The 24399-nt window shown below is 54.4% G+C and carries 19 protein-coding genes and 1 pseudogene; 4 read left to right on the top strand and 16 right to left on the bottom strand.

Annotation, left to right across the window (positions count from 1 at the left end; translation table 11 throughout):
• Positions 1–132 precede the first annotated feature (132 nt).
• The 9 genes and pseudogenes from carB to M8370_RS00480 form a co-directional block, all read right to left on the bottom strand.
• Entirely contained in the window at positions 133–3357 is a 3225-nt protein-coding gene (carB, locus tag M8370_RS00520; protein ID WP_013095532.1) for a carbamoyl-phosphate synthase large subunit, read from the bottom strand.
• Positions 3358–3375: 18 nt separating this feature from the next.
• Positions 3376–4524, bottom strand: coding sequence for a glutamine-hydrolyzing carbamoyl-phosphate synthase small subunit (carA, locus tag M8370_RS00515; RefSeq protein WP_250020364.1), 1149 nt, complete (start codon positions 4522–4524; stop codon positions 3376–3378).
• Positions 4525–4978: 454 nt separating this feature from the next.
• Positions 4979–5800, bottom strand: a complete 822-nt coding sequence (gene dapB, locus M8370_RS00510; RefSeq protein WP_013095530.1) for a 4-hydroxy-tetrahydrodipicolinate reductase — start codon at positions 5798–5800, stop codon at positions 4979–4981.
• Between the two features lie 205 nt (positions 5801–6005).
• Positions 6006–6956, bottom strand: coding sequence for a 4-hydroxy-3-methylbut-2-enyl diphosphate reductase (ispH, locus tag M8370_RS00505; protein WP_013095529.1), 951 nt, complete (start codon positions 6954–6956; stop codon positions 6006–6008).
• Position 6957: 1 nt separating this feature from the next.
• A complete protein-coding gene (gene fkpB, locus M8370_RS00500) occupies positions 6958–7407 on the bottom strand; it encodes an FKBP-type peptidyl-prolyl cis-trans isomerase (RefSeq protein ID WP_250020363.1) in 450 nt (149 codons plus the stop codon).
• A 117-nt stretch (positions 7408–7524) separates the two neighbouring features.
• Entirely contained in the window at positions 7525–8025 is a 501-nt protein-coding gene (lspA, locus tag M8370_RS00495; protein ID WP_013095527.1) for a signal peptidase II, read from the bottom strand.
• On the bottom strand, positions 8025–10841 hold the full coding sequence (gene ileS, locus M8370_RS00490; RefSeq protein ID WP_013095526.1) for an isoleucine--tRNA ligase: 2817 nt from the start codon (positions 10839–10841) through the stop codon (positions 8025–8027). Before ileS ends, lspA begins: the two co-directional genes overlap by 1 nt.
• A 45-nt stretch (positions 10842–10886) precedes the next feature.
• On the bottom strand, positions 10887–11813 hold the full coding sequence (ribF, locus tag M8370_RS00485; RefSeq protein ID WP_020688470.1) for a bifunctional riboflavin kinase/FAD synthetase: 927 nt from the start codon (positions 11811–11813) through the stop codon (positions 10887–10889).
• 7 nt (positions 11814–11820) lie between these two features.
• Positions 11821–12039, bottom strand: a pseudogene (locus tag M8370_RS00480) (DUF2575 domain-containing protein).
• 101 nt (positions 12040–12140) lie between these two features.
• Between M8370_RS00480 and rpsT the strand changes: the two are divergent.
• On the top strand, positions 12141–12404 hold the full coding sequence (gene rpsT, locus M8370_RS00475; protein ID WP_003856458.1) for a 30S ribosomal protein S20: 264 nt from the start codon (positions 12141–12143) through the stop codon (positions 12402–12404).
• 58 nt (positions 12405–12462) lie between these two features.
• On the opposite strand, the gene nhaR is transcribed toward rpsT, so the two are convergent.
• The 4 genes from nhaR to dnaK form a co-directional block, all read right to left on the bottom strand.
• Entirely contained in the window at positions 12463–13362 is a 900-nt protein-coding gene (nhaR, locus tag M8370_RS00470) for a transcriptional activator NhaR (RefSeq protein WP_020688469.1), read from the bottom strand.
• 56 nt (positions 13363–13418) lie between these two features.
• Entirely contained in the window at positions 13419–14594 is a 1176-nt protein-coding gene (gene nhaA / locus M8370_RS00465; RefSeq protein ID WP_038981162.1) for a Na+/H+ antiporter NhaA, read from the bottom strand.
• A gap of 173 nt (positions 14595–14767) precedes the next feature.
• Entirely contained in the window at positions 14768–15913 is a 1146-nt protein-coding gene (gene dnaJ, locus M8370_RS00460) for a molecular chaperone DnaJ (RefSeq protein ID WP_014830600.1), read from the bottom strand.
• A gap of 87 nt (positions 15914–16000) precedes the next feature.
• A complete protein-coding gene (dnaK, locus tag M8370_RS00455) occupies positions 16001–17914 on the bottom strand; it encodes a molecular chaperone DnaK (RefSeq protein ID WP_013095521.1) in 1914 nt (637 codons plus the stop codon).
• Positions 17915–18211: 297 nt separating this feature from the next.
• Between dnaK and satP the strand changes: the two genes are divergently transcribed.
• Positions 18212–18778: an acetate uptake transporter gene (satP, locus tag M8370_RS00450; RefSeq protein ID WP_013095518.1), complete on the top strand. Its 567-nt coding sequence runs from the start codon at positions 18212–18214 to the stop codon at positions 18776–18778.
• Here the strand turns inward: satP and M8370_RS00445 are convergent.
• From M8370_RS00445 to tal, 3 genes are all read right to left on the bottom strand, one after another.
• Positions 18755–20077: an MFS transporter gene (locus tag M8370_RS00445; protein WP_020688467.1), complete on the bottom strand. Its 1323-nt coding sequence runs from the start codon at positions 20075–20077 to the stop codon at positions 18755–18757. The two genes, satP and M8370_RS00445, sit on opposite strands and share 24 nt — an antisense overlap.
• A gap of 122 nt (positions 20078–20199) precedes the next feature.
• Positions 20200–20787, bottom strand: a complete 588-nt coding sequence (mog, locus tag M8370_RS00440; protein ID WP_013095516.1) for a molybdopterin adenylyltransferase — start codon at positions 20785–20787, stop codon at positions 20200–20202.
• 110 nt (positions 20788–20897) lie between these two features.
• On the bottom strand, positions 20898–21851 hold the full coding sequence (gene tal, locus M8370_RS00435) for a transaldolase (protein ID WP_013095515.1): 954 nt from the start codon (positions 21849–21851) through the stop codon (positions 20898–20900).
• Between the two features lie 262 nt (positions 21852–22113).
• Between tal and M8370_RS00430 the strand changes: the two genes are divergently transcribed.
• Entirely contained in the window at positions 22114–23544 is a 1431-nt protein-coding gene (locus M8370_RS00430; RefSeq protein WP_023621215.1) for an alanine/glycine:cation symporter family protein, read from the top strand.
• Positions 23545–23610: 66 nt separating this feature from the next.
• The gene (gene yaaA, locus M8370_RS00425) at positions 23611–24384 is read left to right on the top strand and encodes a peroxide stress protein YaaA (protein WP_045292781.1); all 774 of its coding nucleotides are present in this window, start codon (positions 23611–23613) and stop codon (positions 24382–24384) included.
• The last annotated feature ends 15 nt before the right edge of the window (positions 24385–24399 follow it).

Here is a 24399-nt window from a genome sequence, read left to right as displayed (position 1 = left end):
TCCCCTGCTCTCAGTTGAATTTCATTATCGACCTAACCATTTTAGGCTAACTGACTGAATGCGGATGGAAAACCAGAAGGTTCTGAAGAGGGGAAGAATGCCCGGTAACCGAACGGTACCGGGCAATTTGTCTTACTTGTTAATCTGGGCGTGCATTTCCTGGACCGAAATCACCTTCTCGGTGGCATCCGCGTTCAGCGCCATGGCTGTTGCGAAACCGCCGTTCAGGGTGGTGTCGTAATGCACTTTGTACTGCAGCGCGCTGCGGCGAATCAGCTTGGAGTCTTCAATCGCCTGGCGGCCCGCAGTGGTGTTGATGATGTAGGTGTATTCGCCATTCTTAATGCGATCCTGAATGTGCGGACGACCTTCATGCACCTTGTTCACCAGACGCGGGTTGATTCCCGCTTCACCCAGCACAATCGCCGTACCGTGGGTTGCATCCAGCTCGAAGCCCTGTTTCAGTAGCTTGGCAGCCAGGTCAACCACGCGCTCTTTATCGCCTTCGCGAACAGAGAGCAGCGCACGGCCAGATTTCTTCATGGTGGAATTGCTGCCCAGTTGCGCTTTAGCAAACGCTTCTGCAAAGGTGCGGCCCACGCCCATCACTTCCCCGGTAGAGCGCATCTCTGGCCCTAACAGCGGGTCAACGCCCGGGAATTTGTTGAACGGCAGCACCACCTCTTTCACCGAGTAGTACGGCGGGATAATCTCTTTTGTGACGCCCTGCTGTGCCAGCGTCTGTCCGGCCATCACGCGCGCCGCCACTTTTGCCAGCGGAATACCGGTCGCTTTAGAGACGAACGGTACGGTACGTGCCGCACGCGGGTTCACTTCAATCAGGTAGACTTCGTTGTCTTTCACGGCGAACTGGACGTTCATCAGACCGCGAACCTGCAGTTCGAAGGCCAGTTTCTGCACCTGCTGACGCATCACGTCCTGAATTTCCTGGCTCAGGGTGTACGCTGGCAGAGAACAGGCGGAGTCGCCTGAGTGCACGCCCGCCTGCTCGATGTGCTCCATGATGCCGCCAATCAGCACCATTTCGCCGTCGCAGATAGCATCCACATCCACTTCAACCGCATCGTCGAGGAAGCGATCCAGCAGCACCGGCGCATCGTTGGACACGCTGACTGCCGTCTGGAAGTAACGACGCAGGTCAGCTTCGTCGTAGACGATTTCCATCGCGCGGCCGCCCAGCACGTAAGAAGGACGCACCACCAGCGGGTAGCCAATCTCTTTCGCCTTCTCAACCGCTTGTTCAATCGCAGTCACGGTGGCGTTTGCCGGCTGTTTCAGCTTCAGACGGTCAACCGCCTGCTGGAAACGTTCGCGGTCTTCTGCACGGTCAATGGCATCCGGGCTGGTACCGATAACCGGCACACCTGCGGCTTCCAGCGCGCGCGCCAGTTTCAGCGGCGTCTGGCCGCCGTACTGCACGATCACGCCTTTTGGCTTCTCAATGCGCACGATTTCCAGCACGTCTTCCAGAGTTACCGGTTCGAAGTAGAGACGGTCAGAGGTGTCATAGTCGGTAGAGACCGTTTCCGGGTTACAGTTGACCATGATGGTCTCGTAACCGTCTTCGCGCAGCGCCAGAGAGGCGTGTACGCAGCAGTAGTCAAACTCGATGCCCTGGCCGATACGGTTTGGGCCACCGCCCAGTACCATGATTTTGTCGCGGTCAACGGACGGATTCGCTTCACACTCGTCTTCATACGTGGAGTACATGTAAGCCGTATCGGTCGCGAACTCTGCCGCACAGGTATCAACACGCTTGTAGACCGGGTGCAGGTCATACTGGTCGCGCAGCTTGCGGATTTCCGCTTCACGCACGCCGGCCAGTTTTGCCAGACGCGCGTCGGCAAAGCCTTTGCGTTTCAGCATGCGCAGGAAGTCAGCGTCCAGGCCATTGATGCCCAGCTCCGCCACTTTCTCTTCCAGACGCACCAGCTCTTCAATTTGCACCAGGAACCAGCGGTCGATGTTGGTCAGGTTGAACACGCCGTCCACGGACAAGCCTGCGCGGAAGGCGTCGGCGATATACCAGATACGCTCTGCGCCCGCGTCTTTCAGCTCGCGGCGGATTTTGGTCAGTGCTTCCGGGTCGTCCAGGCTCACTTTCGGATCGAAGCCGGTCGCGCCCACTTCGAGGCCGCGCAGCGCTTTCTGCAGGGATTCCTGCTGCGTGCGGCCAATCGCCATCACTTCACCCACAGATTTCATCTGGGTGGTCAGACGGTCGTTCGCGCCAGCGAATTTCTCGAAGTTGAAGCGTGGAATTTTGGTTACAACGTAGTCGATAGACGGTTCGAAGGACGCAGGCGTGCGGCCCCCGGTGATGTCGTTCATCAGCTCGTCAAGGGTGTAACCGACCGCCAGTTTCGCCGCCACCTTCGCAATCGGGAAGCCGGTCGCTTTAGAGGCCAGCGCGGAGGAGCGGGACACGCGCGGGTTCATTTCGATAACAATCAGACGGCCGGTTTTCGGGTTCACCGAGAACTGCACGTTAGAACCACCGGTTTCGACGCCGATTTCACGCAGTACTGCCATCGAGGCGTTACGCATGATTTGGTACTCTTTGTCGGTCAGCGTTTGCGCTGGCGCAACGGTAATGGAGTCGCCGGTGTGGATACCCATCGCATCGAAGTTTTCGATGGAGCAGACGATGATGCAGTTGTCGTTTTTATCACGCACCACTTCCATCTCGTACTCTTTCCAGCCAATCAGCGATTCATCAATCAGCAGCTCTTTGGTTGGGGAGAGATCCAGGCCGCGCTCGCAAATCTCTTCAAACTCTTCGCGGTTGTAGGCGATACCGCCGCCGGTGCCGCCCATGGTGAAGGAAGGACGGATGATGCACGGATAACCCACTTCAGCCGCAACGGCCAGCGCCTCTTCCATGTTGTGAGCGATACCGGAACGTGCGGTGTCGAGGCCGATTTTTTTCATCGCCACGTCGAAGCGACGACGGTCTTCTGCTTTATCAATCGCGTCGGCGGTCGCACCAATCATGGTCACGCCGAACTCTTCCAGCACGCCCTGACGCTCCAGCTCCAGCGCGCAGTTCAGTGCAGTCTGGCCACCCATGGTCGGCAGAACTGCATCCGGACGCTCTTTCTCGATGATTTTACGTACCACTTCCCAGTGAATCGGCTCGATGTAGGTTGCATCCGCCATTTCCGGGTCGGTCATGATGGTCGCCGGGTTAGAGTTCACCAGGATAACGCGGTAACCCTCTTCGCGCAGGGCTTTACACGCCTGTGCACCGGAGTAGTCAAATTCACAGGCCTGACCGATAACAATCGGGCCAGCGCCAAGGATCAGGATGCTTTTTATGTCTGTACGTTTTGGCATGGTCTTCTCGGCTCCTGATTATTTAGCGGTCTTACGGTATTGCTCGATAAGTTCGATGAAGTGATCGAACAGCGGTGCGGCATCGTGCGGCCCCGGGCTGGCTTCCGGGTGTCCCTGGAAGCTGAACGCTGGCTTATCGGTACGATGGATCCCCTGCAGGGTGCCATCGAACAGGGATTTGTGCGTCACGCGCAGATTAGCCGGCATTGACGCTTCATTTACTGCGAAGCCGTGGTTCTGTGCCGTAATCATCACCGTGTTGTTGTCGATGTCTTTCACCGGGTGGTTACCACCGTGGTGACCGAACTTCATCTTAATGGTGTTCGCCCCGCTCGCCAGCGCCAGCAGCTGATGGCCGAGGCAGATGCCGAATACCGGAATATCGGTTTCGAGGAAGGACTTGATGGCATCGATAGCGTAATCGCACGGTGCCGGGTCGCCAGGTCCGTTAGAGAGGAAGATGCCATCCGGGTTCATCTTCAGTACGTCTTCGGCAGAGGTTTTCGCCGGCACCACCGTCAGACGGCAGCCGCGATCAACCAGCATGCGCAGGATATTGCGCTTGGCGCCGAAATCGTAGGCGACCACGTGGAACGGCAGCTCGCTCTCTTTTTTCGCTTCCGGCAGGTCATCTGACAGCGTCCAGCTACCTTGCGTCCAGCTGTATGCTTCAGTGGTCGTCACTTCTTTCGCCAGGTCCATGCCATTCAGGCCCGGGAAGGCTTTCGCTTTTTCCAGCGCCAGCGCCGCATCGAGGTTGTCCCCTGCGATGATGCAGCCGTTCTGTGCACCCTTCTCGCGCAGCAGACGCGTTAACTTACGGGTATCGATATCGGCAATCGCCACAATGTTATGGCGCTTCAGATAGGAAGAGAGGTCTTCGGTATTGCGGAAGTTGCTGGCAATCAGCGGCAGGTCGCGAATGACCAGGCCTTGCGCATGTACCTGAGAAGATTCTTCGTCAGCAGCATTGGTGCCGACATTGCCGATATGAGGATAAGTAAGAGTAACGATTTGGCGAGAATAGGAAGGATCAGTGAGGATTTCTTGATAACCGGTCATTGAAGTATTGAAAACGACTTCCCCAACCGCCGAACCCGTTGCCCCTATGGCCCGACCGATAAACTGGGTTCCGTCTTCCAGAACCAATAGCGCTGACTTAATCAAAACACCCTCCAGAGAATATTCACTCACTTTATTTGCATATTAATTCACAACCATGTCATAAATCAATGCAAATGTGTTGCCAGCGGATTTTTGGCAAACGGCGGCATTCTGGAGATTTGCCAGGTAAAAGTCAACTCAAAACGGATATTTTAATTATCCTTTTGCAAGCCTGGCGGCCTGAAAAGATGTTAATCGGCAAAAAGATCAGGTAAATCACGACAGAAAACGCTTGCGTGGCAAGTTTATTGGAATTTCTGGTACTCAGATAATAAAAAGTGGACCAAACGGTCAAAATTTACATGTCAGCAACACAAAATGAATGGATAACATCTACTTTTAGTCAAAAAAGATAAAACTAAACATGGAATGGATAAAATAAAAGGGCAATAAATTATTGCCCTATGCAATCAAAAAGTTACGACTGCAATAACCACATCACGATGGGTAATATCTCTTACAAATTGTTGAGATCGAGCACATCACGCATATCAAAAAGACCATTTTCTTTGCCTTTTAACCACAAAGCGGAGCGAACGGCACCATTGGCAAATGTCATGCGGCTGGATGCTTTATGCGTGATCTCTACACGTTCTCCAATATCGGCGAACATCGCAGTATGTTCCCCGACGATGTCACCCGCACGCACGGTTGCGAAACCAATCGTTCCCGGGACACGTTCGCCCGTATGGCCTTCGCGGGTATATACCGCGCAGTCTTTTAAATCTTTATCCAGTGCATGCGCAATCGCTTCGCCCATTGCCAGCGCCGTGCCGGAGGGAGCATCGACCTTGTAACGGTGGTGAGCTTCGACAATCTCAATGTCGGTATAATCGCCCATCACTTTTGCGGCCTTCTCCAGCAGCTTAAGCATAACGTTGACGCCCACGCTAAAGTTAGCAGCGAAGACAATAGCAATCTCATGTGACGCATCCTGAATGGCTTGTTTACCGGCTTCATCAAACCCGGTGGTGCCAATCACCATGCCTTTGCCGTGCTGACGGCAAAATGCCAGATGGGTCAGTGTGCCTTCTGGCCGGGTGAAATCGATAAACACATCAAAATCATCTTTCACCGCATCAAGGCTGCTTTGAACGGTAACGCCCGTCTTGCCCGCGCCTGCCAGTTCACCGGCATCGGCCCCAAGAAGCGATGAACCTTCACGTTCCAGTGCAGCGCCCAGCGCTACGCCATCCATCTGAAGTGCCGCCTGAATGAGCTGGCGACCCATACGTCCACCCGCGCCCGCAATAGCGACACGGATCTGTGCATCATGCATAGTTATTCTCTTACGTTAAAATGATGTAAACCGTTTTCAGATTAACCAGCCTTTGTCAGGCCTGCCAACTGAAAACACCGATAATTAGAATTTAACGTGAAACGGACTCAAATATCAGTAAAAGACATGATTTTGTCGTCACGATAAAGTAGCAGATAAAAAAAAGGCCAGCACAGGAGGTGCTGGCCTTTCCTCAGAAGAAGGATTATTCCACTTCGCGTGCATCAATACGCAGCTCTTTCGGGACTTCGAAGACGATGTTTTCTTCGCGGCCTTCCAGCGGAACGGCTTCACCACCACCCAGTTCCTGCAGACGGGTGATCACGTTCTGCACCAGGATATCCGGTGCGGAAGCCCCTGCGGTGACACCGACACAGGCCGCGTTTTTCACCCACGCTTCCTGAATGTCCGTCGCGTCGTCAATCAGAAACGCCGCCTTGCCCATGCGCTGCGCCAGTTCGGCCAGACGGTTGGAGTTAGAGGAGTTTTTCGAGCCGACCACCAGCACCACGTCCGCCTGCTCAGCCAGCGCACGCACTGCTTCCTGGCGGTTAGTGGTTGCGTAGCAGATATCATCTTTACGCGGCCCGACGATTTTCGGAAAACGCTGGCGCAATGCGTCAATCACATCCGACGTATCATCAACTGAAAGCGTGGTCTGCGTCATGAACGACAGACGGGCTTCGTTTTTTACGTTCAGCGTCAGAACATCTTCCGGCGACTCCACCAGATACATCCCCCCTTCCGGGTTGCTGTACTGGCCCATGGTGCCTTCGACTTCCGGATGACCCGCATGACCAATCAGGATCGACTCTTCACCGCGACGGCTGGCGCGCGCCACTTCCATATGCACTTTGGTTACCAACGGACAGGTGGCGTCGAACACCGTCAAATCACGGCTTTTCGCTTCGTTACGTACCGCCTGGGAGACACCGTGTGCGGAGAAAATCAGGATCGCGCCGTCCGGCACTTCGCTGATCTGCTCAATGAAGATTGCACCGCGTTCACGCAGGCTGTCGACCACGTAACGGTTATGTACAACTTCGTGACGCACGTAAATCGGCGCGCCGTAAATCTCCAGCGCGTTTTCAACAATGCTGATAGCGCGGTCTACACCGGCGCAGAAGCCGCGCGGGTTAGCCAACAGGATCTGCATTTCAGGCCTCCAGTACCGGATCGATCTCCAGCACTTCAATATCAAAATGGACGGTGCGCCCGGCAAGAGGATGGTTGAAATCTACGGTGATGGAGTCGCCGTTGATTTCGCGGATCACGCCAGGCATTTCGCTGCCATCCATAGCGGTAAAGAGCATAATCGCCCCGATTTCCGGTTCGCCCGCATCCATAAACTCACGACGAGAGAAGTACTGGATAAGATCCGGGCTTGGCACGCCAAACGCCGCATCCGGCTCCAGCGTAAACGCCTTCTTCTCCCCCTCTTTCAGACCCAGAAGCTGCTGCTCCAGACCTTCAGATAACGACGTATCGCCAAGACGAAACAGGGCTGGTTTGCCGTTATTGCGGGTGGATTCGGCCGTTGAGCCGTCATCCAGTTTCAGCGTGAAGTGAACGAGAACCGCGCTATTGCTTTGTACGGATTTAGACATGCAAATTGCTCGCTTGTTTTGGGTCACCTGTTGCCCGGTGGCGCTGCGCTTACCGGGCCTACGGGAGGCCACAAATTCTGTAGGCCGGGTAAGCGCAGCGCCACCCGGCATTTACAATTAAGCCTGCTCTTTCGCGGCGGGTTTCGGCAAGAAACCTTCCAGCACGATTAACGCCGCACCGATACAAATTGCGCTATCGGCGAGGTTAAAGGTCGCAAAGTGCCAGTCGCCGACGTAGAAGTCGATCATATCGACCACAAAGCCATGCCACAGGCGATCGAACAGGTTACCTAACGCGCCGCCAATGATCAGCGCATAGGCGATGTTGTTCAGCTTTTGCGTCGCTTTCGAACGGTACATCAACACCGCCAGCACCACACAGATACCGATAGCAATACCCGCAAAGAACCAGCGCTGCCAGCCACCGCTGTCAGCAAGGAAGCTAAACGCCGCACCGTAGTTACGCGCATAGTGCAGGTTAAGCGACGGGAACAGCGGAACCGTATCCCCCAGAGCAAAGTTCTGGAGGATCAGGAACTTGCTGCCCAGATCAATAATCAGCACCACCACAACCAGCCACAGCCAGCGCAGTCCTGTTGAACAGAGAGTTTTACTCATCAGGCAAACTTACGTTTTTCGCCGTCACCGGCGACGTTGCTTACACAGCGTCCGCAGATGTCTGCGTGTTCCGCCACCTGGCCGACATCGGTGGTGTAGTGCCAGCAGCGCGGGCACTTCTCACCTTCGGCTTTGCTCAGTGCGACTTTCAGTCCTTTAAGCAGTTCGCTCTGCTGAGCATCAGCAGAAGCGTCGGCATAATCCGCAACTTTCGCACCGGAGGTCAACAGGACAAATCGTAATTCATCGCCCAGCGCCGTCAGTTTGGCCGCCAGCTCAGGTTCTGCGTACAGGGTCACTGCCGCTTCCAGAGAACCACCGACTTTCTTGTCAGCACGCGCCTGTTCAATGACCTTGTTCACTTCGCCACGCACTTTCAGCAGCTCGTCCCAGAAGGCATCGTTCATCGCTTCGGTAGTGGAGAGATCGAACAGACCTTCATACCACTCGCCGGTGAAGACATACTTCTCACGCTCACCTGGCAGGTAGCCCCAGATTTCATCCGCGGTGAAGGACATAATTGGCGCCATCCAGCGCACCAGTGCTTCTGCGATGTGATACAGCGCAGTCTGGCAGCTACGACGCGCCACGCTGTCCGCTTTCGCGGTGTACTGGCGATCTTTGATGATGTCGAGGTAGAACGAGCCCATCTCGATGGAGCAGAAGCGCATCAGGCGCTGCACCACTTCATGGAAATCGTAAGACTCATATGCCTTAACGATATCTTCCTGCGCCGCTTTCGCACAGCCTACCGCCCAGCGATCCAGCACCACCATCTCTTCCGGTTTCACCATGTCTTTTGCCGGATCGAAACCATTCAGGTTCGCCAGCAGGAAGCGCGCGGTGTTACGGATACGACGATAGCTGTCAGCAGCACGTTTCAGGATCTCATCTGATACCGCCATTTCGCCGGTATAGTCGGTAGATGCCACCCACAGACGCAGAATGTCTGCGCCCAGTTTGTTCATCACGTCCTGCGGAGAAACGGTATTACCGATAGATTTGGACATCTTACGGCCCTGACCATCAACGGTGAAACCGTGGGTCAGTACCTGACGGTAAGGAGCTTTACCTTTCATGGCGGTGGAGATCATCAGAGATGACATGAACCAGCCACGGTGTTGGTCAGAACCTTCCAGATACATATCAGCCGCGTGACCGGCAAACTCAGGACGCACGTCAACCACGGAGGCGTGAGTAGACCCGGAGTCGAACCACACGTCCAGAGTATCTGGCACTTTCTCGTAGTTGTCCGCGTCAGCGCCCAGGATATCGCGGGCATCGAGATCCCACCACGCCTGAATGCCATCAACTTCAACACGCTTCGCCACTTCTTCCATCAGTTCCAGCGTGTTCGGGTGCAGTTCGTGCGTCTCTTTATGCACGAACAGCGACATCGGCACGCCCCAGGTGCGCTGACGGGAGATACACCAGTCAGGACGGTTAGCCACCATGGATTCAATACGCGCCTGGCCCCAGTCCGGGATCCACTGCACGCCTTTGATCTCTTTCAGAGACTGCTCACGCAGGCCTTTCTGATCCATGCTGACGAACCACTGTGGGGTCGCACGGAAGATGATCGGCGTCTTGTGACGCCAGCAGCACGGGTAGCTGTGCTGCATTTTCTCAACGTGCAACAGCGCGCCGCGCTCACGCAGCATCTCCACGATGATGTCGTTCGCTTTGAAGACGTTGATACCGTCCAGCGATGGATACGTACCAGGAAGGTATGATCCGTCCGGACCAACCGGGTTCGCGATTTCCAGACCGTATTTCAGGCTGATGTTGTAGTCGTCAGGACCGTGACCACCGGCGGTATGTACTGCACCGGTACCGGCTTCCAGCGTCACGTGGTCGCCCAGGATTGCCGGAACGTCGAAGTCCAGGAACGGGTGTTTGAAGCGCATCAGTTCCAGCGCGTCGCCCTTCACGGTGCCCAGCACGGTGTAGTCGGTGATGTTCGCGCGTTTCAGCACGCTTTCCACCAGATCTTTCGCCAGGATCAGCGCCTGACCGTCAATCTGAACCAGTGCATATTCGAACTCACCGGAGAGGGAGATTGCACGGTTAGCAGGCAGCGTCCATGGGGTGGTGGTCCAGATAACCAGCGAGATCGGGCCGCTTACGCCCGGCAGGCCGAATTTACCTTTGATCGCATCCTGATCGACCGCTTCGAAGGCCACGTCGATTGAAGGCGAGGTTTTGTCGTAATACTCAACTTCTGCTTCTGCCAGCGCAGAACGGCAGTCCACGCACCAGTGCACCGGCTTCGCGCCTTTGTGCAGGTGGCCATTGCCGATGATTTTACCCAGCGCACGGATGATGTTGGCTTCGGTTTTGAAGTCCATGGTCAGGTACGGATGCGACCAGTCGCCCAGCACGCCCAGACGAATAAAGTCTGCACGCTGGCCGTCAACCTGAGTGGCCGCGTATTCACGGCATTTTGCACGGAATTCCGCCGCGGTGAATTTCTCACCCGGCTTACCAAACTCCTGCTCAACTTTCAGTTCAATCGGCAGACCGTGGCAGTCCCAACCCGGAACGTAAGGCGAGTCATATCCCGCGAGTCCTTTGGACTTCACGATAATGTCTTTCAGAATCTTGTTTACAGAGTGACCAATATGAATGCTGCCATTCGCATATGGAGGGCCATCATGCAGAATGAAGGTTTTTTTGCCTTTCTTGGCTGCACGGATGATGCCGTACAGGTCATCATCGGTCCAACGCGCCAGCATTCCCGGTTCGCGCTTGGCGAGATCGCCGCGCATCGGGAACCCTGTTTCCGGCAAATTCAGGGTTGATTTATAGTCACTCATCAGATTCTCGGTTCCGTATTTATCACGTAGGCATTTAAGCCGGGTTCAAAGCCCAAAAAACTCGCGGGCCGTTAATTCATCTCGCGCGATTTGCGCTTTTAGTTCATCCAGCGAGGCAAATCGCTGCTCATTGCGTATTTTTTTACGCAGTATGACATCTATATGGCGACCGTAGAGGTCCATTACAACGTCCAGCAGATGCACTTCCAGCTGCTGTCGCACACCGGCGACCGTAGGACGTGTGCCAATATTGGCGACACCGTAAAAAGGTTTCTCGCCCAGTCCAGCCACTTCCACCGCATATACCCCTTTAACCGGGGAGACCTGACGACGCAGCGGTATATTCGCCGTCGGGAAACCTATCGTACGGCCCAGCGCATCGCCATGAACCACACGACCAGAAATGGTAAACGGATGCCCCAGCAAATTCTCTGCGGTCTCCAGTTCATCATTGGCCAGCGCCTGACGAACCGCCGTACTGCTGACGCGCACGCCACCTTCGCAAAAGGTCATCGCGCTGGTGACGTCAAAACCATATTCCAGGCCAGCCTTCTGTAATAGCAAGAAATCGCCCTGACGACCAGCGCCAAAGCGGAAATCATCACCCACGGCGAGAAACTGCACGCCAAGGCGCTTGACCAACAGGTCGCTGACGAAATTTTGTGCTGTCAGCGCGGCAAAACGACGATCAAAACGGACACACAATACGTAGTCCACACCGGACTGTGCCAGATAGCGCAACTTCTCGCGCAGGCGAGTAAGTCGGGCAGGCGATTTATCGCCCGCGAACAGTTCCAGCGGCTGCGGCTCGAAAATCATCACTACCACGGGCAGGCCACGTGCCTCCCCTTCTTTACGCAATCCCTGCAACAGCGCCTGATGCCCACGATGCACGCCGTCGAAATTACCAATGGTCAGCACGCACCCGTGGGGGGCTTTGCTGAGATTATGTATGCCGCGTATCAGCTTCATGTCTGGCTCAAAACAGTGAAAATCGCCAAAGTATACCTTGTACAGCGATTAAGGTTAACCGACGATTGTCTGCACAAAACAGAAAGCCGTAATGATTTCATCATGCTGACCTTTCACAGCAAAAAAATCTGTCCGGGAACTGCGATTTTTATGCCGAAAAGCTGTATTCACGAAAGACAAGCTGGTAGAATCCTGCGCCATCACTACGTAACGTAGCGTCGCTAATTAACGGCGCTTATTTGCACAAATCCATTGACAAAAGAAGGCAAAGAGGGCATATTCCTCGGCCTTTGAATTGTCCACATAGATCATATTTGGGAGTTGGACTTGGCTAATATCAAATCAGCTAAGAAACGTGCCGTTCAGTCTGAAAAGGCTCGTAAGCACAACGCAAGCCGTCGCTCTATGATGCGTACTTTCATCAAGAAAGTATACGCAGCAATCGAAGCTGGCGACAAAGCTGCAGCGCAGAACGCATTTAACGAAATGCAACCAATCGTGGATCGTCAGGCTGCTAAAGGTCTGATCCACAAAAACAAAGCAGCGCGTCATAAAGCAAACCTGACCGCGCAGATCAACAAACTGGCTTAATCGCCGCTTGTTGTTGCTTGTTTAAAGAACCCGCTTAACGCGGGTTTTTTTTATACCTTCAGTTTGCTGGCGGGGTAAACAGCGCCGAGTAGTCGCGGTTACAGATACGCTGCACCGCCGGGTGTTGAATCATCCTTTCGGCGAAGATGGCGTGGTACTCCTCCATGACGTTATCGACTCTGCCAATCTCGGTAATCTTGTTATCTGAATAGAGATCGTGCATGTACAGCGTCGGCGCAACAAAGATTGCGTTGTGCGCCTCACCAAACGCTTTCATCAGTGCTGCATCATCGAACTCACCCAGGATCTCCACGTTCAGCCCCTGAGAGTTAAACCAGTTCTGCAGCTTACGCCCCAGCATGGAGCGCCTTCCCGGCACCAGTAAGCGGCGTTCTTCCAGACAGGCAGGGAATGGTTTTTCCGGAGGCGGGTTAATGCACCAGAAGCTTACCCCGCATTCACCAATCTTGACCGAGAACAGCCCCTCCTGCTGCGTGGAGTCGATGGGGCAATCCGAGATAATCATATCCAGCTTATGCTGGCTCAACTGCTCCAGCAGCATCTCGTGTGTGGATTCAAAACAGCGCAAATGGATCTGCTCGTCTTCAACCACCGCCGCATCCAGCACGCCGCTCACCAGCCGTTTCGAGAGGGCATCCGCCACGCCCACGTCAAACAGCAAATTAGACTCTTTGCGGTAGTTGACGATATCCAGCATCTCCTGGCTCAGGGTAAACATCTTGTCCGCATAGCGAAAAACCAGTTCACCCAACTCGCTTGGCTCTATGCCACGTCCTTTTCGCTTGAACAGCTTGCCTTGCAGGCGTTCTTCCAGAGCCTTGATTTGCCCGGTGATAGTTTGTGGCGTCAGAAAAAGAGCTTCTGCCGCCCCGACCACCGAGCCTTGTTTGTAAACATGCCAGAAGTAATACAGATGGTTGTAATTCAAATGAGACATCGCGTCTTCTCTCCCTGAGTGTATCGGGAGAAGAATGACCTCCTCCCGGTTTTCCGTTATGCCTGGACGGCCTGCCCGGACAACTTCACCTTCAATAAGGTATAACCAATAACTGCGGCCAGTAATGAACCGATAAGAATGGCGAGTTTTGCCCAGATAATCAGCTCAGGCGCGTTTGCACCAAACGCCAGCGTCGAGATAAAGATCGACATGGTAAATCCGATACCGCACAGCACGCCGACCGCCATAATCTGACCAAATGTTGTGCCGTTCGGCAACGATGCCAGCTTAAACTTCAGCGCCAGCCAGCAGAACAGGCTGATCCCCAGCGGTTTACCAATAAACAGCCCGGCAATAATACCCAGCGGCAGCACGGAAGTGAGCCCCTCCAGCGTAACCCCTCCCAGGGAAACACCCGCGTTGGCAAACGCAAACAGCGGCAGGATCATAAAGGCGACCCACGGGTGCAGCACATGCTCCAGTTGTTTGGCCGGTGATTTACCCTCCTGCGGCTTAAGCGGCACAAAGAAGCCGACGATCACCCCGGCCAGCGTGGCATGGACACCCGATTTCAGCACCGCCGTCCACAACACCATCCCCACAAGGATGTAAATTCCAATGCGACGGACATTGAAAATGTTCAACAGCGCCAGGACTGCAATCGCCCCTGCTGCCACGCTCAGCGACAGAATCGACAGATCGCTGGTGTAGAACAGCGCGATAATGACGATAGCCCCCAGGTCATCAATGATCGCCAGCGCCATCAGGAAGATTTTCAGTGCAACCGGAACCCGGCTCCCGAGCAACGCTAAAACGCCAAGCGCAAACGCGATATCCGTTGCCGCCGGGATCGCCCACCCGTCACGCGCGACAGGATCCTGCCAGGCAAACGCGAGGAAGAGCAGCGCCGGAACGACCATCCCGCCAATGGCGGCGATCACCGGAAATGCTGCGCGCTGGCGGCTGGCTAACGAGCCCATCACCAGCTCACGTTTCACCTCAAGCCCCACCAGCAGGAAGAACACCGCCATCAGCGCATCGTTGATCCACAGCAGCATGTTCTTGTTAATTTCCAGCGCGCCGACCTTAAGCTCGACGGGCGTTTCCAGAAATGCGTGATAGAGATCGCGCGTCATGCCCATGTTGGCGAGCAGCATCGCGGCCGCAGCAGCAATAATCAGGATCACGCCGCCGGATGCTTCACTGCTAAAAAAACGGTGTAGTAATTTCACGTTAATTCTCTCTTTTACAACAATACCTCGATAAAACCATAATATCAGCGCAAACAAATCGGTAAAAACAGATTAATATTGAATATATACTCAGTTTAACCGAGCTTTCGAACAAGAAATAAAAAACCCGGAATCGCTTCCGGGTTTTTAAAGGATAGTTACCAGCTAACGATTTAGCGGGTCAAATCATCGAAGAATTTTTTGACGCCATCGAAGAAGCTTTTGGAGCGTGGGCTGTTTTTCTCACCCGTCGGGCCGCCAAAGCTTTCCTGCAGCTCTTTTAACAGCTGTTTCTGCTTGTCGTTCAGGCCAACCGGGGTTTCAACCACCACGCGGCACAGCAGGTCGCCCTGCGCACCACCGCGAACGGATTTCACGCCTTTACCGCGCATGCGGAACAGCTTACCGGTCTGCGTTTCGCCTGGGATTTTCAGGTTCACGCGCCCATCCAGTGTAGGCACTTCAATTTCGCCACCGAGCGCTGCCATAGCAAAGTTGATCGGGACTTCACAGTAGAGGTTGTTGCCTTCACGCTCAAAGATAGCGTGCTGTTTCACCTGCACCTGAACGTACAGATCGCCTGCTGGTGCGCCGTGCTCACCTGCTTCGCCTTCACCTGCCAGACGGATGCGGTCACCCGTATCTACGCCAGCCGGGATTTTAACGGACAGGGTTTTGGTTTTCTCAACGCGACCGTGGCCGTGGCATTTGGTGCATGGATCTTTAATCAGCGTCCCACGACCATGACAGTGCGGACATGCCTGCTGAACGGCGAAAAAGCCCTGACGCATCTGCACCTGACCGGAACCGTGACAGGTTGGACAGGTTTGTGGCTGCGTACCCGCTTTCGCACCGCTGCCATGGCAAACGTCACACTCTTCCAGCGTCGGGATGCGGATCTCTTTGGTGACACCGCGAACGGCCTCTTCCAGCGTCAGTTCCATGTTGTAGCGCAGATCCGCACCACGCGCTGCGCGTTGACGACCGCGGCCACCACCGAAGATATCGCCGAAAACATCGCCAAAGATATCGCTGAAATCAGCGCCGCCGCCAAAGCCGCCGCCACCGAATCCACCGCCACCCATGCCGCCCTGTTCAAAGGCTGCGTGACCGTACTGGTCATAGGCCGCACGTTTTTGTGCATCGGTCAGGACTTCGTAGGCTTCTTTGATCTCTTTAAATTTAGCTTCAGCCTCTTTGTCACCCTGGTTGCGATCCGGGTGGAATTTCATGGCCAGGCGCTTATACGCCTTTTTGATTTCACGCTCTTCCGCAGTTTTCGGAACGCCTAAAATCTCGTAATAGTCTTGCTTTGCCATTGGTTTTTTTAAGCCCCTTAACATGCGAGCACGGGCGTGGAGAGTTCTCCTACGCCCGTGCCGATTAATTACCCTGCATCAGGGCGATTATTTTTTGTCTTTAACTTCTTCGAACTCAGCGTCGACAACGTCGTCGTCTTTCGCGTTGTTCGCTGAAGCGTCAGCGCCTGCCTGCTGCTGGGCATGCTGCTGCTGAGCGATTTCCATCAGCTTCTGAGAAGCCTGTGCCAGCTCCTGCATCTTCGCTTCGATATCCGCTTTGTCTTCGCCTTTCAGAGACGTTTCCAGCGCGCTCAGTGCAGCTTCGATAGCAGTTTTGTCTTCCGCTGGCAGTTTATCGCCTGCTTCTTCAACCTGCTTACGGGTGCTGTGCAGCAGATGGTCGCCCTGGTTACGGGTCTGAACCAGTTCTTCGAACTTACGGTCAGATTCCGCGTTGGCTTCCGCTTCACGAACCATTTTCTGGATCTCTTCCTCGTTCAGACCGGAAGAGGCCTTAATGGTGATCTTCTGCTCTTTACCGCTGTTTTTGTCTTTCGCGGAAACGTGCAGAATACCGTCAGCATCGATATCGAAGGTCACTTCGATCTGCGGCATGCCGCGTGGTGCCGGGTTAATACCATCCAGGTTGAACTGACCCAGAGATTTGTTATCAGACGCACGCTTACGCTCACCCTGCAGCACATGGATGGTTACCGCAGACTGGTTATCTTCAGCGGTAGAGAACACCTGGCTGTGCTTGGTTGGGATGGTGGTGTTTTTGCTGATCAGCGCCGTCATTACGCCACCCATGGTCTCGATACCCAGAGACAGTGGGGTAACGTCCAGCAGCAGAACGTCTTTAACATCACCGGTCAGCACGCCGCCCTGAACCGCAGCACCAATTGCCACTGCTTCATCCGGGTTAACGTCTTTACGTGGTTCTTTACCAAAGAATTCAGCCACTTTCTTCTGAACCATCGGCATACGGGTCTGGCCACCAACGAGGATAACGTCGTTGATATCAGACACGGACAGGCCAGCATCCTGCAGTGCAACTTTCAGTGGCTCGATAGAACGGTTCACCAGGTCTTCTACCAGGCTTTCCAGTTTCGCACGGGTCACTTTGATGTTCATGTGTTTAGGACCGGTCGCGTCTGCAGTAATGTACGGCAGGTTCACGTCGGTCTGCTGAGCGGAAGAGAGTTCGATCTTCGCTTTCTCAGCGGCTTCTTTCAGGCGCTGCATAGCCAGCGGGTCGTTACGCAGGTCAATGCCCTGATCTTTCTTAAATTCGTCAACGAGATAGTTGATCAGACGGGTATCGAAGTCTTCACCACCCAGGTGCGTATCACCGTTGGTTGCCAGAACTTCGAAGGTTTTTTCGCCGTCTACTTCGTCGATTTCGATAATAGAGATATCGAAGGTACCACCACCCAGGTCGTAAACCGCGATAGTACGGTTGCCAACTTCTTTATCCAGACCGTAAGCCAGAGCAGCAGCGGTTGGTTCGTTGATGATACGTTTTACTTCCAGACCTGCGATACGGCCAGCATCTTTGGTTGCCTGACGCTGAGCATCGTTGAAGTACGCAGGAACGGTGATAACTGCTTCAGTTACCGGCTCACCCAGGTAATCTTCTGCGGTTTTCTTCATTTTTTTCAGCACTTCAGCAGAGATCTGAGGTGGTGCTGTTTTGGTGCCTTTCACATCAAGCCATGCATCGCCGTTATCTGCTGCGATGATTTTGTAAGGCATGATAGAAACGTCACGCTGAACTTCTTCGTCCTGGAAGCGGCGGCCGATCAGGCGTTTAATCGCAAACAGGGTGTTTTGCGGGTTCGTCACTGCCTGACGTTTAGCCGGCTGACCAACCAGAGTTTCACCATCCTGGGTATAGGCAATGATAGAAGGCGTGGTGCGATCGCCCTCGGCGTTCTCCAGCACACGTGCAGTAGTGCCATCCATAATCGCTACACAAGAGTTGGTAGTACCCAGGTCGATACCAATAATTTTACCCATCTAAACGTCTCCACTAAAAATTCAGTCAACATGTGGTTGTGTACCTGTAATAAGGGCAGAACGTGCTTTTTCAACTGCCCAGATTTGCTTTTTTTCAGGTCCACACACTGCGGTTGCTTACAAGATGGGGTCGCAACGTCATCCATCAAGGGGGGAAGGATAAAAAAAATTTTAATTTCCCCCTGACGAGATCATAGACGGCATCGTTTGCGCCCATTATGATGCCGCGCCCCTTCAGGGAGTACTGTCGCGGGTTTAACCATTTCACCATATTAATGATGATTTTTTTGAGGACTTATGGGCAACACTAAGTTGGCTAATCCGGCTCCGCTGGGCCTGATGGGTTTTGGCATGACCACCATTCTGCTGAACCTGCACAACATCGGGATGTTCCCGATGGATGGCATTATCCTGGCGATGGGCATTTTTTACGGCGGTATCGCGCAAATCTTCGCGGGCCTGCTGGAATATAAGAAAGGCAATACCTTCGGCTTAACCGCCTTTACCTCTTACGGTTCCTTCTGGCTGACCCTGGTCGCCATTCTGCTGATGCCTAAAATGGGCCTGGCAGAGGCGGCAAACGCCCATTTCCTGGGCGTTTACCTGGGCCTGTGGGGTGTCTTCACCCTGTTCATGTTCTTTGGCACCCTCAAGGGTAACCGTGCACTGCAGTTTGTCTTCCTGAGCCTGACCGTGCTGTTCGCCCTGCTGGCGATTGGTCATCTGGTGGACAACGAAGGCATCGTTCACGTTGCAGGCTGGATTGGTCTGGTTTGCGGCGCAAGCGCTATCTACCTGGCAATGGGTGAAGTGCTGAACGAGCAGTTTGACCGCACCATTTTACCGATTGGTGAAAAACACTGATCCCTCTGTCGTGTCCGCCTCGCGGGCACGACATTCTCCCATCTGGCGAAGCCAAATCCCCAACACCAGCCCCATCAGCGACAACGCCAGCACATACCAGGCAGGTGCCAGCGGTGACACGCCCATCAATACCGTAACCGCAATCGGCGTCAGTCCACCGAAGATGGCATATGAAACATTGTATGAGAATGAGATCCCGGTGAAACGGACTTCTGGCGGGAAGGCCCGAACCATCACATAAGGCACCGCCCCCACCACGCCAACGCACAGCCCTACCACGCCGTATAAAAGGAACAGCTGTTCAGGATGACTCCCGGCCAGATGGTAAAACGCCCAGCTTGAGCCCGCCAGTAACAGGCTGCCAACGATAAAGGTTACGCTGGCACCGAAACGATCCGCAGCCAGCCCGGCGGCCAGGCAGCCGAAGCAGAGCATAACCGTGGCGATACTGTTCGCCTGTAAGGTCACCGCCGGGGCAAAGCCGTACTGCTTTTGCAGCCAGACCGGCGACATCAAAATCACCACCACAATGCCTGCCGAGAGCAACCAGGTAAGCAGCATCGACACCACCACCGCTTTTTTATGACGCACCACAACGGCTTTAACGGGCAACTCTTGTGCCAGCGCTTTGCGCTGCTGCATTTCGAGGAAAATCGGTGTCTCCTGGAGCCAACGGCGCAGGTACATCGCCACCAGGCCAAACGCCCCGCCCAGCAGGAACGGCAGACGCCAGCCCCAGTCGTGTACGGCCTGTTGCGTCATGCTGGTATTCACAATTGTCGCGACGACGGAACCGAGCAAAATCCCCACCGTTAGCCCCGCGGTTAAGGTTCCGCAGGCGATACCAATGCGGCGCGCCGGAACATGCTCCGCGACAAACACCCACGCCCCCGGCACTTCACCGCCGATGGCCGCCCCCTGAAGAATACGCATCAGCAGCAACAATAACGGGGCGAGAATGCCCATCGAGGCGTAGGTTGGCAGCAGACCAATGGCCAACGTCGGCACGGCCATCAGCAGGATACTGAGGGTAAACATCTTTTTGCGCCCGACAAGATCGCCAAAGTGCGCCATCACAATCCCCCCAAGAGGACGCGCCAGATACCCGGCAGCAAAAATACCGAAGGTTTGCACCTGACGCAGCCATTCCGGGATATCCGCCGGGAAGAACAACTCCCCCACCACAGCGGCAAAGAAAACAAAGATGATGAAATCGTAAAACTCCAGCGCGCCGCCCAGGGCCGCGAGCGTAAGAGTTTTGTAGTCCTGTCGATTCAGAGGTCGGGTGTTATGTGACATAGCGAACCATTTAGCGTGTGTTGTGGAATTATTATTACAGCTATCGTAAAGAAAAAATTACTATACCGTAAAACTTTTAGCACACCACAGCAGCTTCAGCTAATGTCACATAATGATTATTTTCAGGAGATTGTTTCGCGGCGTGCGCTTTTAGGACGAAATGCTGCTACTACTTTGTCATCGGTTTCGACATACGGCCCGTCCAGCAGCTGTATACAATACGGTACACTTGCAAAGATCCCATGGACGATCACGCTGCCGTCATCCGCTTTTAACCCTTCCAGCGTCTCTTTGATCGACTTAGGCTGGCCCGGCAGATTCAGGATCAGCGCCTGCTTGCGAATCACCCCCACCTGACGGGAGAGGATCGCCGTTGGAACAAAGTGCAGGCTAATCTGGCGCATCTGTTCACCGAAGCCCGGCATTTCACGGTCAGCTATAGCAAGCGTAGCATCTGGTGTCACATCACGACGTGCAGGACCGGTTCCGCCGGTGGTCAGCACCAGGTGGCAGCTCATCTCATCCACCAGCTCACACAACGTCTGCTCGATGATCGGCTGTTCGTCCGGGATCAGGCGGGTCTGGATTTCAAACGGGGTGGTCAGCGCGCTACCCAGCCACTCTTCAAGAGCAGGGATGCCTTTATCCTGATAAACACCGCTTGAGGCGCGGTCAGAAATCGACACTAAGCCGATGCGTAAGGTATTCATATCCATTCCATTCAAAAAGTACTGATTAAAGGGAATGATACACGCAGAGGGGAATTTCAGACAGAGTACGAAAGAAGTCGCGTGACCGGGAGCCCGGTCACGCAGAATGATTACAGCAGATCGCCGATCATTTTTTCCAGTTTTTCCTGGTCAATAGCAAACTTACGGATACCGTCAGCCAGTTTGTCTACCGCCATTGGATCCTGGTTGTGCTGCCACAGGAACTCGGATTCAGTGATACGCTCTGGACGCGCTTTCACTTCACCGGTGTAAGACAGTTTACGCTCGATGGTACCTTCGCTCTCAGCCAGCTCTTTCAGCAGCGCTGGTGCGATGGTCAGGCGGTCACAGCCAGCCAGTTCGATGATTTCGCCGACGTTACGGAAGCTTGCGCCCATAACAACGGTCTCATAACCGTGCTGTTTGTAGTATTCGTAGATTTCAGTCACGGAAATCACGCCTGGATCTTCAGACGCGGCGTACTCTTTCTTGTCGGTATTGGCTTTGTACCAGTCCAGAATACGACCCACGAACGGAGAAATCAGGTATACGCCCGCTTCCGCACATGCACGCGCCTGCGCGAAGGAGAACAGCAGCGTCAGGTTACAGTTGATACCGTCTTTTTCCAGCTGTTCAGCAGCGCGGATACCCTGCCAGGTAGAAGCCAGTTTGATCAGGATACGGTCATTGCTGATACCCGCATCGTTATACATTTTGATCAGACGTTTGGCTTTCGCGATAGACGCTTCGGTGTCGTAGGAGAGACGCGCATCCACTTCGGTAGAGATGCGGCCAGGAACCAGTTTAAGGATCTCCAGACCGATGTTCACTGCCAGTTTATCAGTGGCATCCACAACCTGCTGCGCGCGGTCGTTGCTCTGTGCTTTCGCCCAGGTCACAGCGTCGTCAATCAGTTTGCGATACTCAGGGATCTGCGCGGCGTTAAGGATCAGAGAAGGGTTAGTTGTGGCATCCTGCGGCTGGTACAGCTTCATTGCCGCGATATCTCCGGTGTCAGCTACGACAGTGGTGAACTGACGAAGGGAGGTCAATTTATCCGTCATGATAGTGTTTCTCTTTTAACGTGCCCTGGATAATTCACGCTACCGACAGCATGCCTGCAGCGGAAAAATGACAGGTTTACTTGTTAGGGGGATGTAACCGGTCTGCCCTGATGATAACACGACAGAGGGGTAGCGCAACCGCAGACAGTGCGCTTAGGCAATGTATGATAAACTCGGAATATTAAGAGGTAGCTACGTAACAGTACGCCCAATATGTGGTAGCGCTTACATCCTTATCCTGGCATCAACATGAGGGACGTTAATGCCTGATTTCTTTTTCTTTATTAACGAAGTGCTCTGGGGTTCGATAATGATATACCTGCTTCTGGCAGCAGGTATATGGTTTACGTTACGCAGCGGTTTTATCCAGTTTCGTTATATCCGCAAATTTGGCAGAAGTCTGAAAAACAGCGTCACGCCACAACCCGGTGGATTAACCTCGTTCCAGGCGCTGTGCACCAGCCTTGCGGCACGGCTTGGCAGCGGTAACCTGGCGGGGGTCGCGCTGGCTATCAGCGCCGGTGGGCCGGGGGCGGTTTTCTGGATGTGGGTGACGGCAATTATCGGCATGGCAACTTCCTTTGCCGAATGCTCTCTCGCCCAGCTCTACAAAGAAAAAGATCATCATGGCCAGTTTCGCGGTGGCCCTGCCTGGTACATGGCGCGCGGCTTAGGGATGCGCTGGATGGGCGTGCTGTTCTCGCTTTTCTTACTCGTCGCCTATGGCCTGATTTTCAACACCGTCCAGGCAAATTCTGTCGCCCATGCCCTGCGCTATGCCTTCGCCTGTCCGGAATGGCTCACCGGCGCGGGGTTAGCCCTCTGCATACTGCTGACCATCTCTACCGGTCTTAAGGGTACAGCCCGCCTGATGCAGTGGCTGGTTCCCATTATGGCCTTGCTCTGGGTTGCGGCCAGCCTGCTGGTCGCTGCGTTGCATATCGACCAGGTGCCGGATGTGATTGCGACCATTTTCAGCAGCGCCTTTGGCTGGCGTGAAGCGGCTTCGGGTGCGCTGGGCTATACCTTTAGCCAGGCGCTGATGGCGGGTTTTCAACGCGGTATGTTCTCTAACGAAGCCGGAATGGGGTCTACCCCCAATGCCGCGGCGGCGGCCGCTTCCTGGCCCCCTCACCCGGCCGCGCAAGGCATTGTGCAAATGATTGGCGTCTTCACGGACACGATTATTATCTGCTCCTCCAGCGCCATGATCTTGCTGCTGGCAGGCCCGATCTCTCACTCATCGGAAGCCGGCGGGATACAGCTTCTTCAGCAGGCGCTGGTGAACCTTACCGGTGGCTGGGGAGCGGGATTTGTTTCGCTCATTCTGCTGTTGTTCGCCTTCAGCTCGATGGTCGTCAATTACCTTTACGCCGAGAACAACCTCATTTTCCTGAAGCTCAACTCTCGCCCCATGCTCAACCTGTTGCGCCTGGGCATGTTGCTGATGGTCATCGTGGGCTCTCTGCTTAGCATGCCGGTGGTCTGGCAACTGGCGGACGTGATTATGGCGCTGATGGCGATCACCAACCTGACGGCGATTTTGCTGCTCTCGCCCGTAGTCACCCTCATCGCCCGGGACTACCTTCGCCAGCGCAAGCTGGGGGTTCCGCCGGTGTTTGACGCCTCGCGCTATCCCGAAATCAAGTCGCAGATTGCGCCCGGTACGTGGGATGATTTGCCGCGGCAATAACAGCTATCGATCAATTCAGGGCGATTTTTTGCTAAAGTCGCCTTAAATTTCCTGCAAGGACTGGATATGCTGATTCTGATTTCACCTGCAAAAACGCTCGACTACCAGAGCCCGCTCGCGACCGAGCGTTATACCCAGCCTGAACTGCTGGACTACTCGCAACAGCTGATTCACGAGGCGCGTAAGCTCTCCGCGCCGCAAATCGCCTCGCTGATGAGCATCAGTGATAAGCTCGCCGATCTCAACGCGACCCGATTCCATGAGTGGCATCCTGACTTTACTCCTGCGAATGCGCGCCAGGCGCTTCTGGCCTTCAAGGGCGATGTCTATACCGGCCTGCAGGCAGAAGAGTTCAGCGAAGCCGATTTCGATTTTGCCCAGCAGCATCTGCGTATGCTTTCAGGCCTGTACGGCGTGCTGCGCCCGCTGGATCTGATGCAGCCCTATCGTCTGGAGATGGGCATCCGCCTGGAAAACGCCAAAGGCAAAGATCTGTACCATTTCTGGGGCGACATTATCACCGATAAGCTGAACGCAGCCCTGCACGCGCAGGGGGATAACGTGGTGATTAACCTCGCCTCCGATGAATACTTCAAATCGGTGAAGCCGAAGAAGCTCAATGCGGAAATTATTAAACCGGTCTTCCTTGATGAGAAAAACGGCAAGTTTAAGGTCATCAGCTTCTATGCCAAAAAAGCGCGTGGCCTGATGAGCCGCTACATCATTCAAAACCGCCTGACGAAGCCAGAGCAGCTCACCGGCTTCAACAGCGAGGGGTATTTCTTTGACGAGGAAGCGTCAGGGAAAGGGGAACTGGTATTTAAGCGTCACGAACAGTAAAAAAACAACCCCGCC

Source organism: Enterobacter cloacae complex sp. OE43NF (assembly GCF_023544405.1).
Taxonomy (GTDB): domain Bacteria; phylum Pseudomonadota; class Gammaproteobacteria; order Enterobacterales; family Enterobacteriaceae; genus Enterobacter; species Enterobacter cloacae.
Note: the sequence above shows the minus strand (reverse complement) of the source record. Positions and strands in the feature narration are given on the sequence as shown.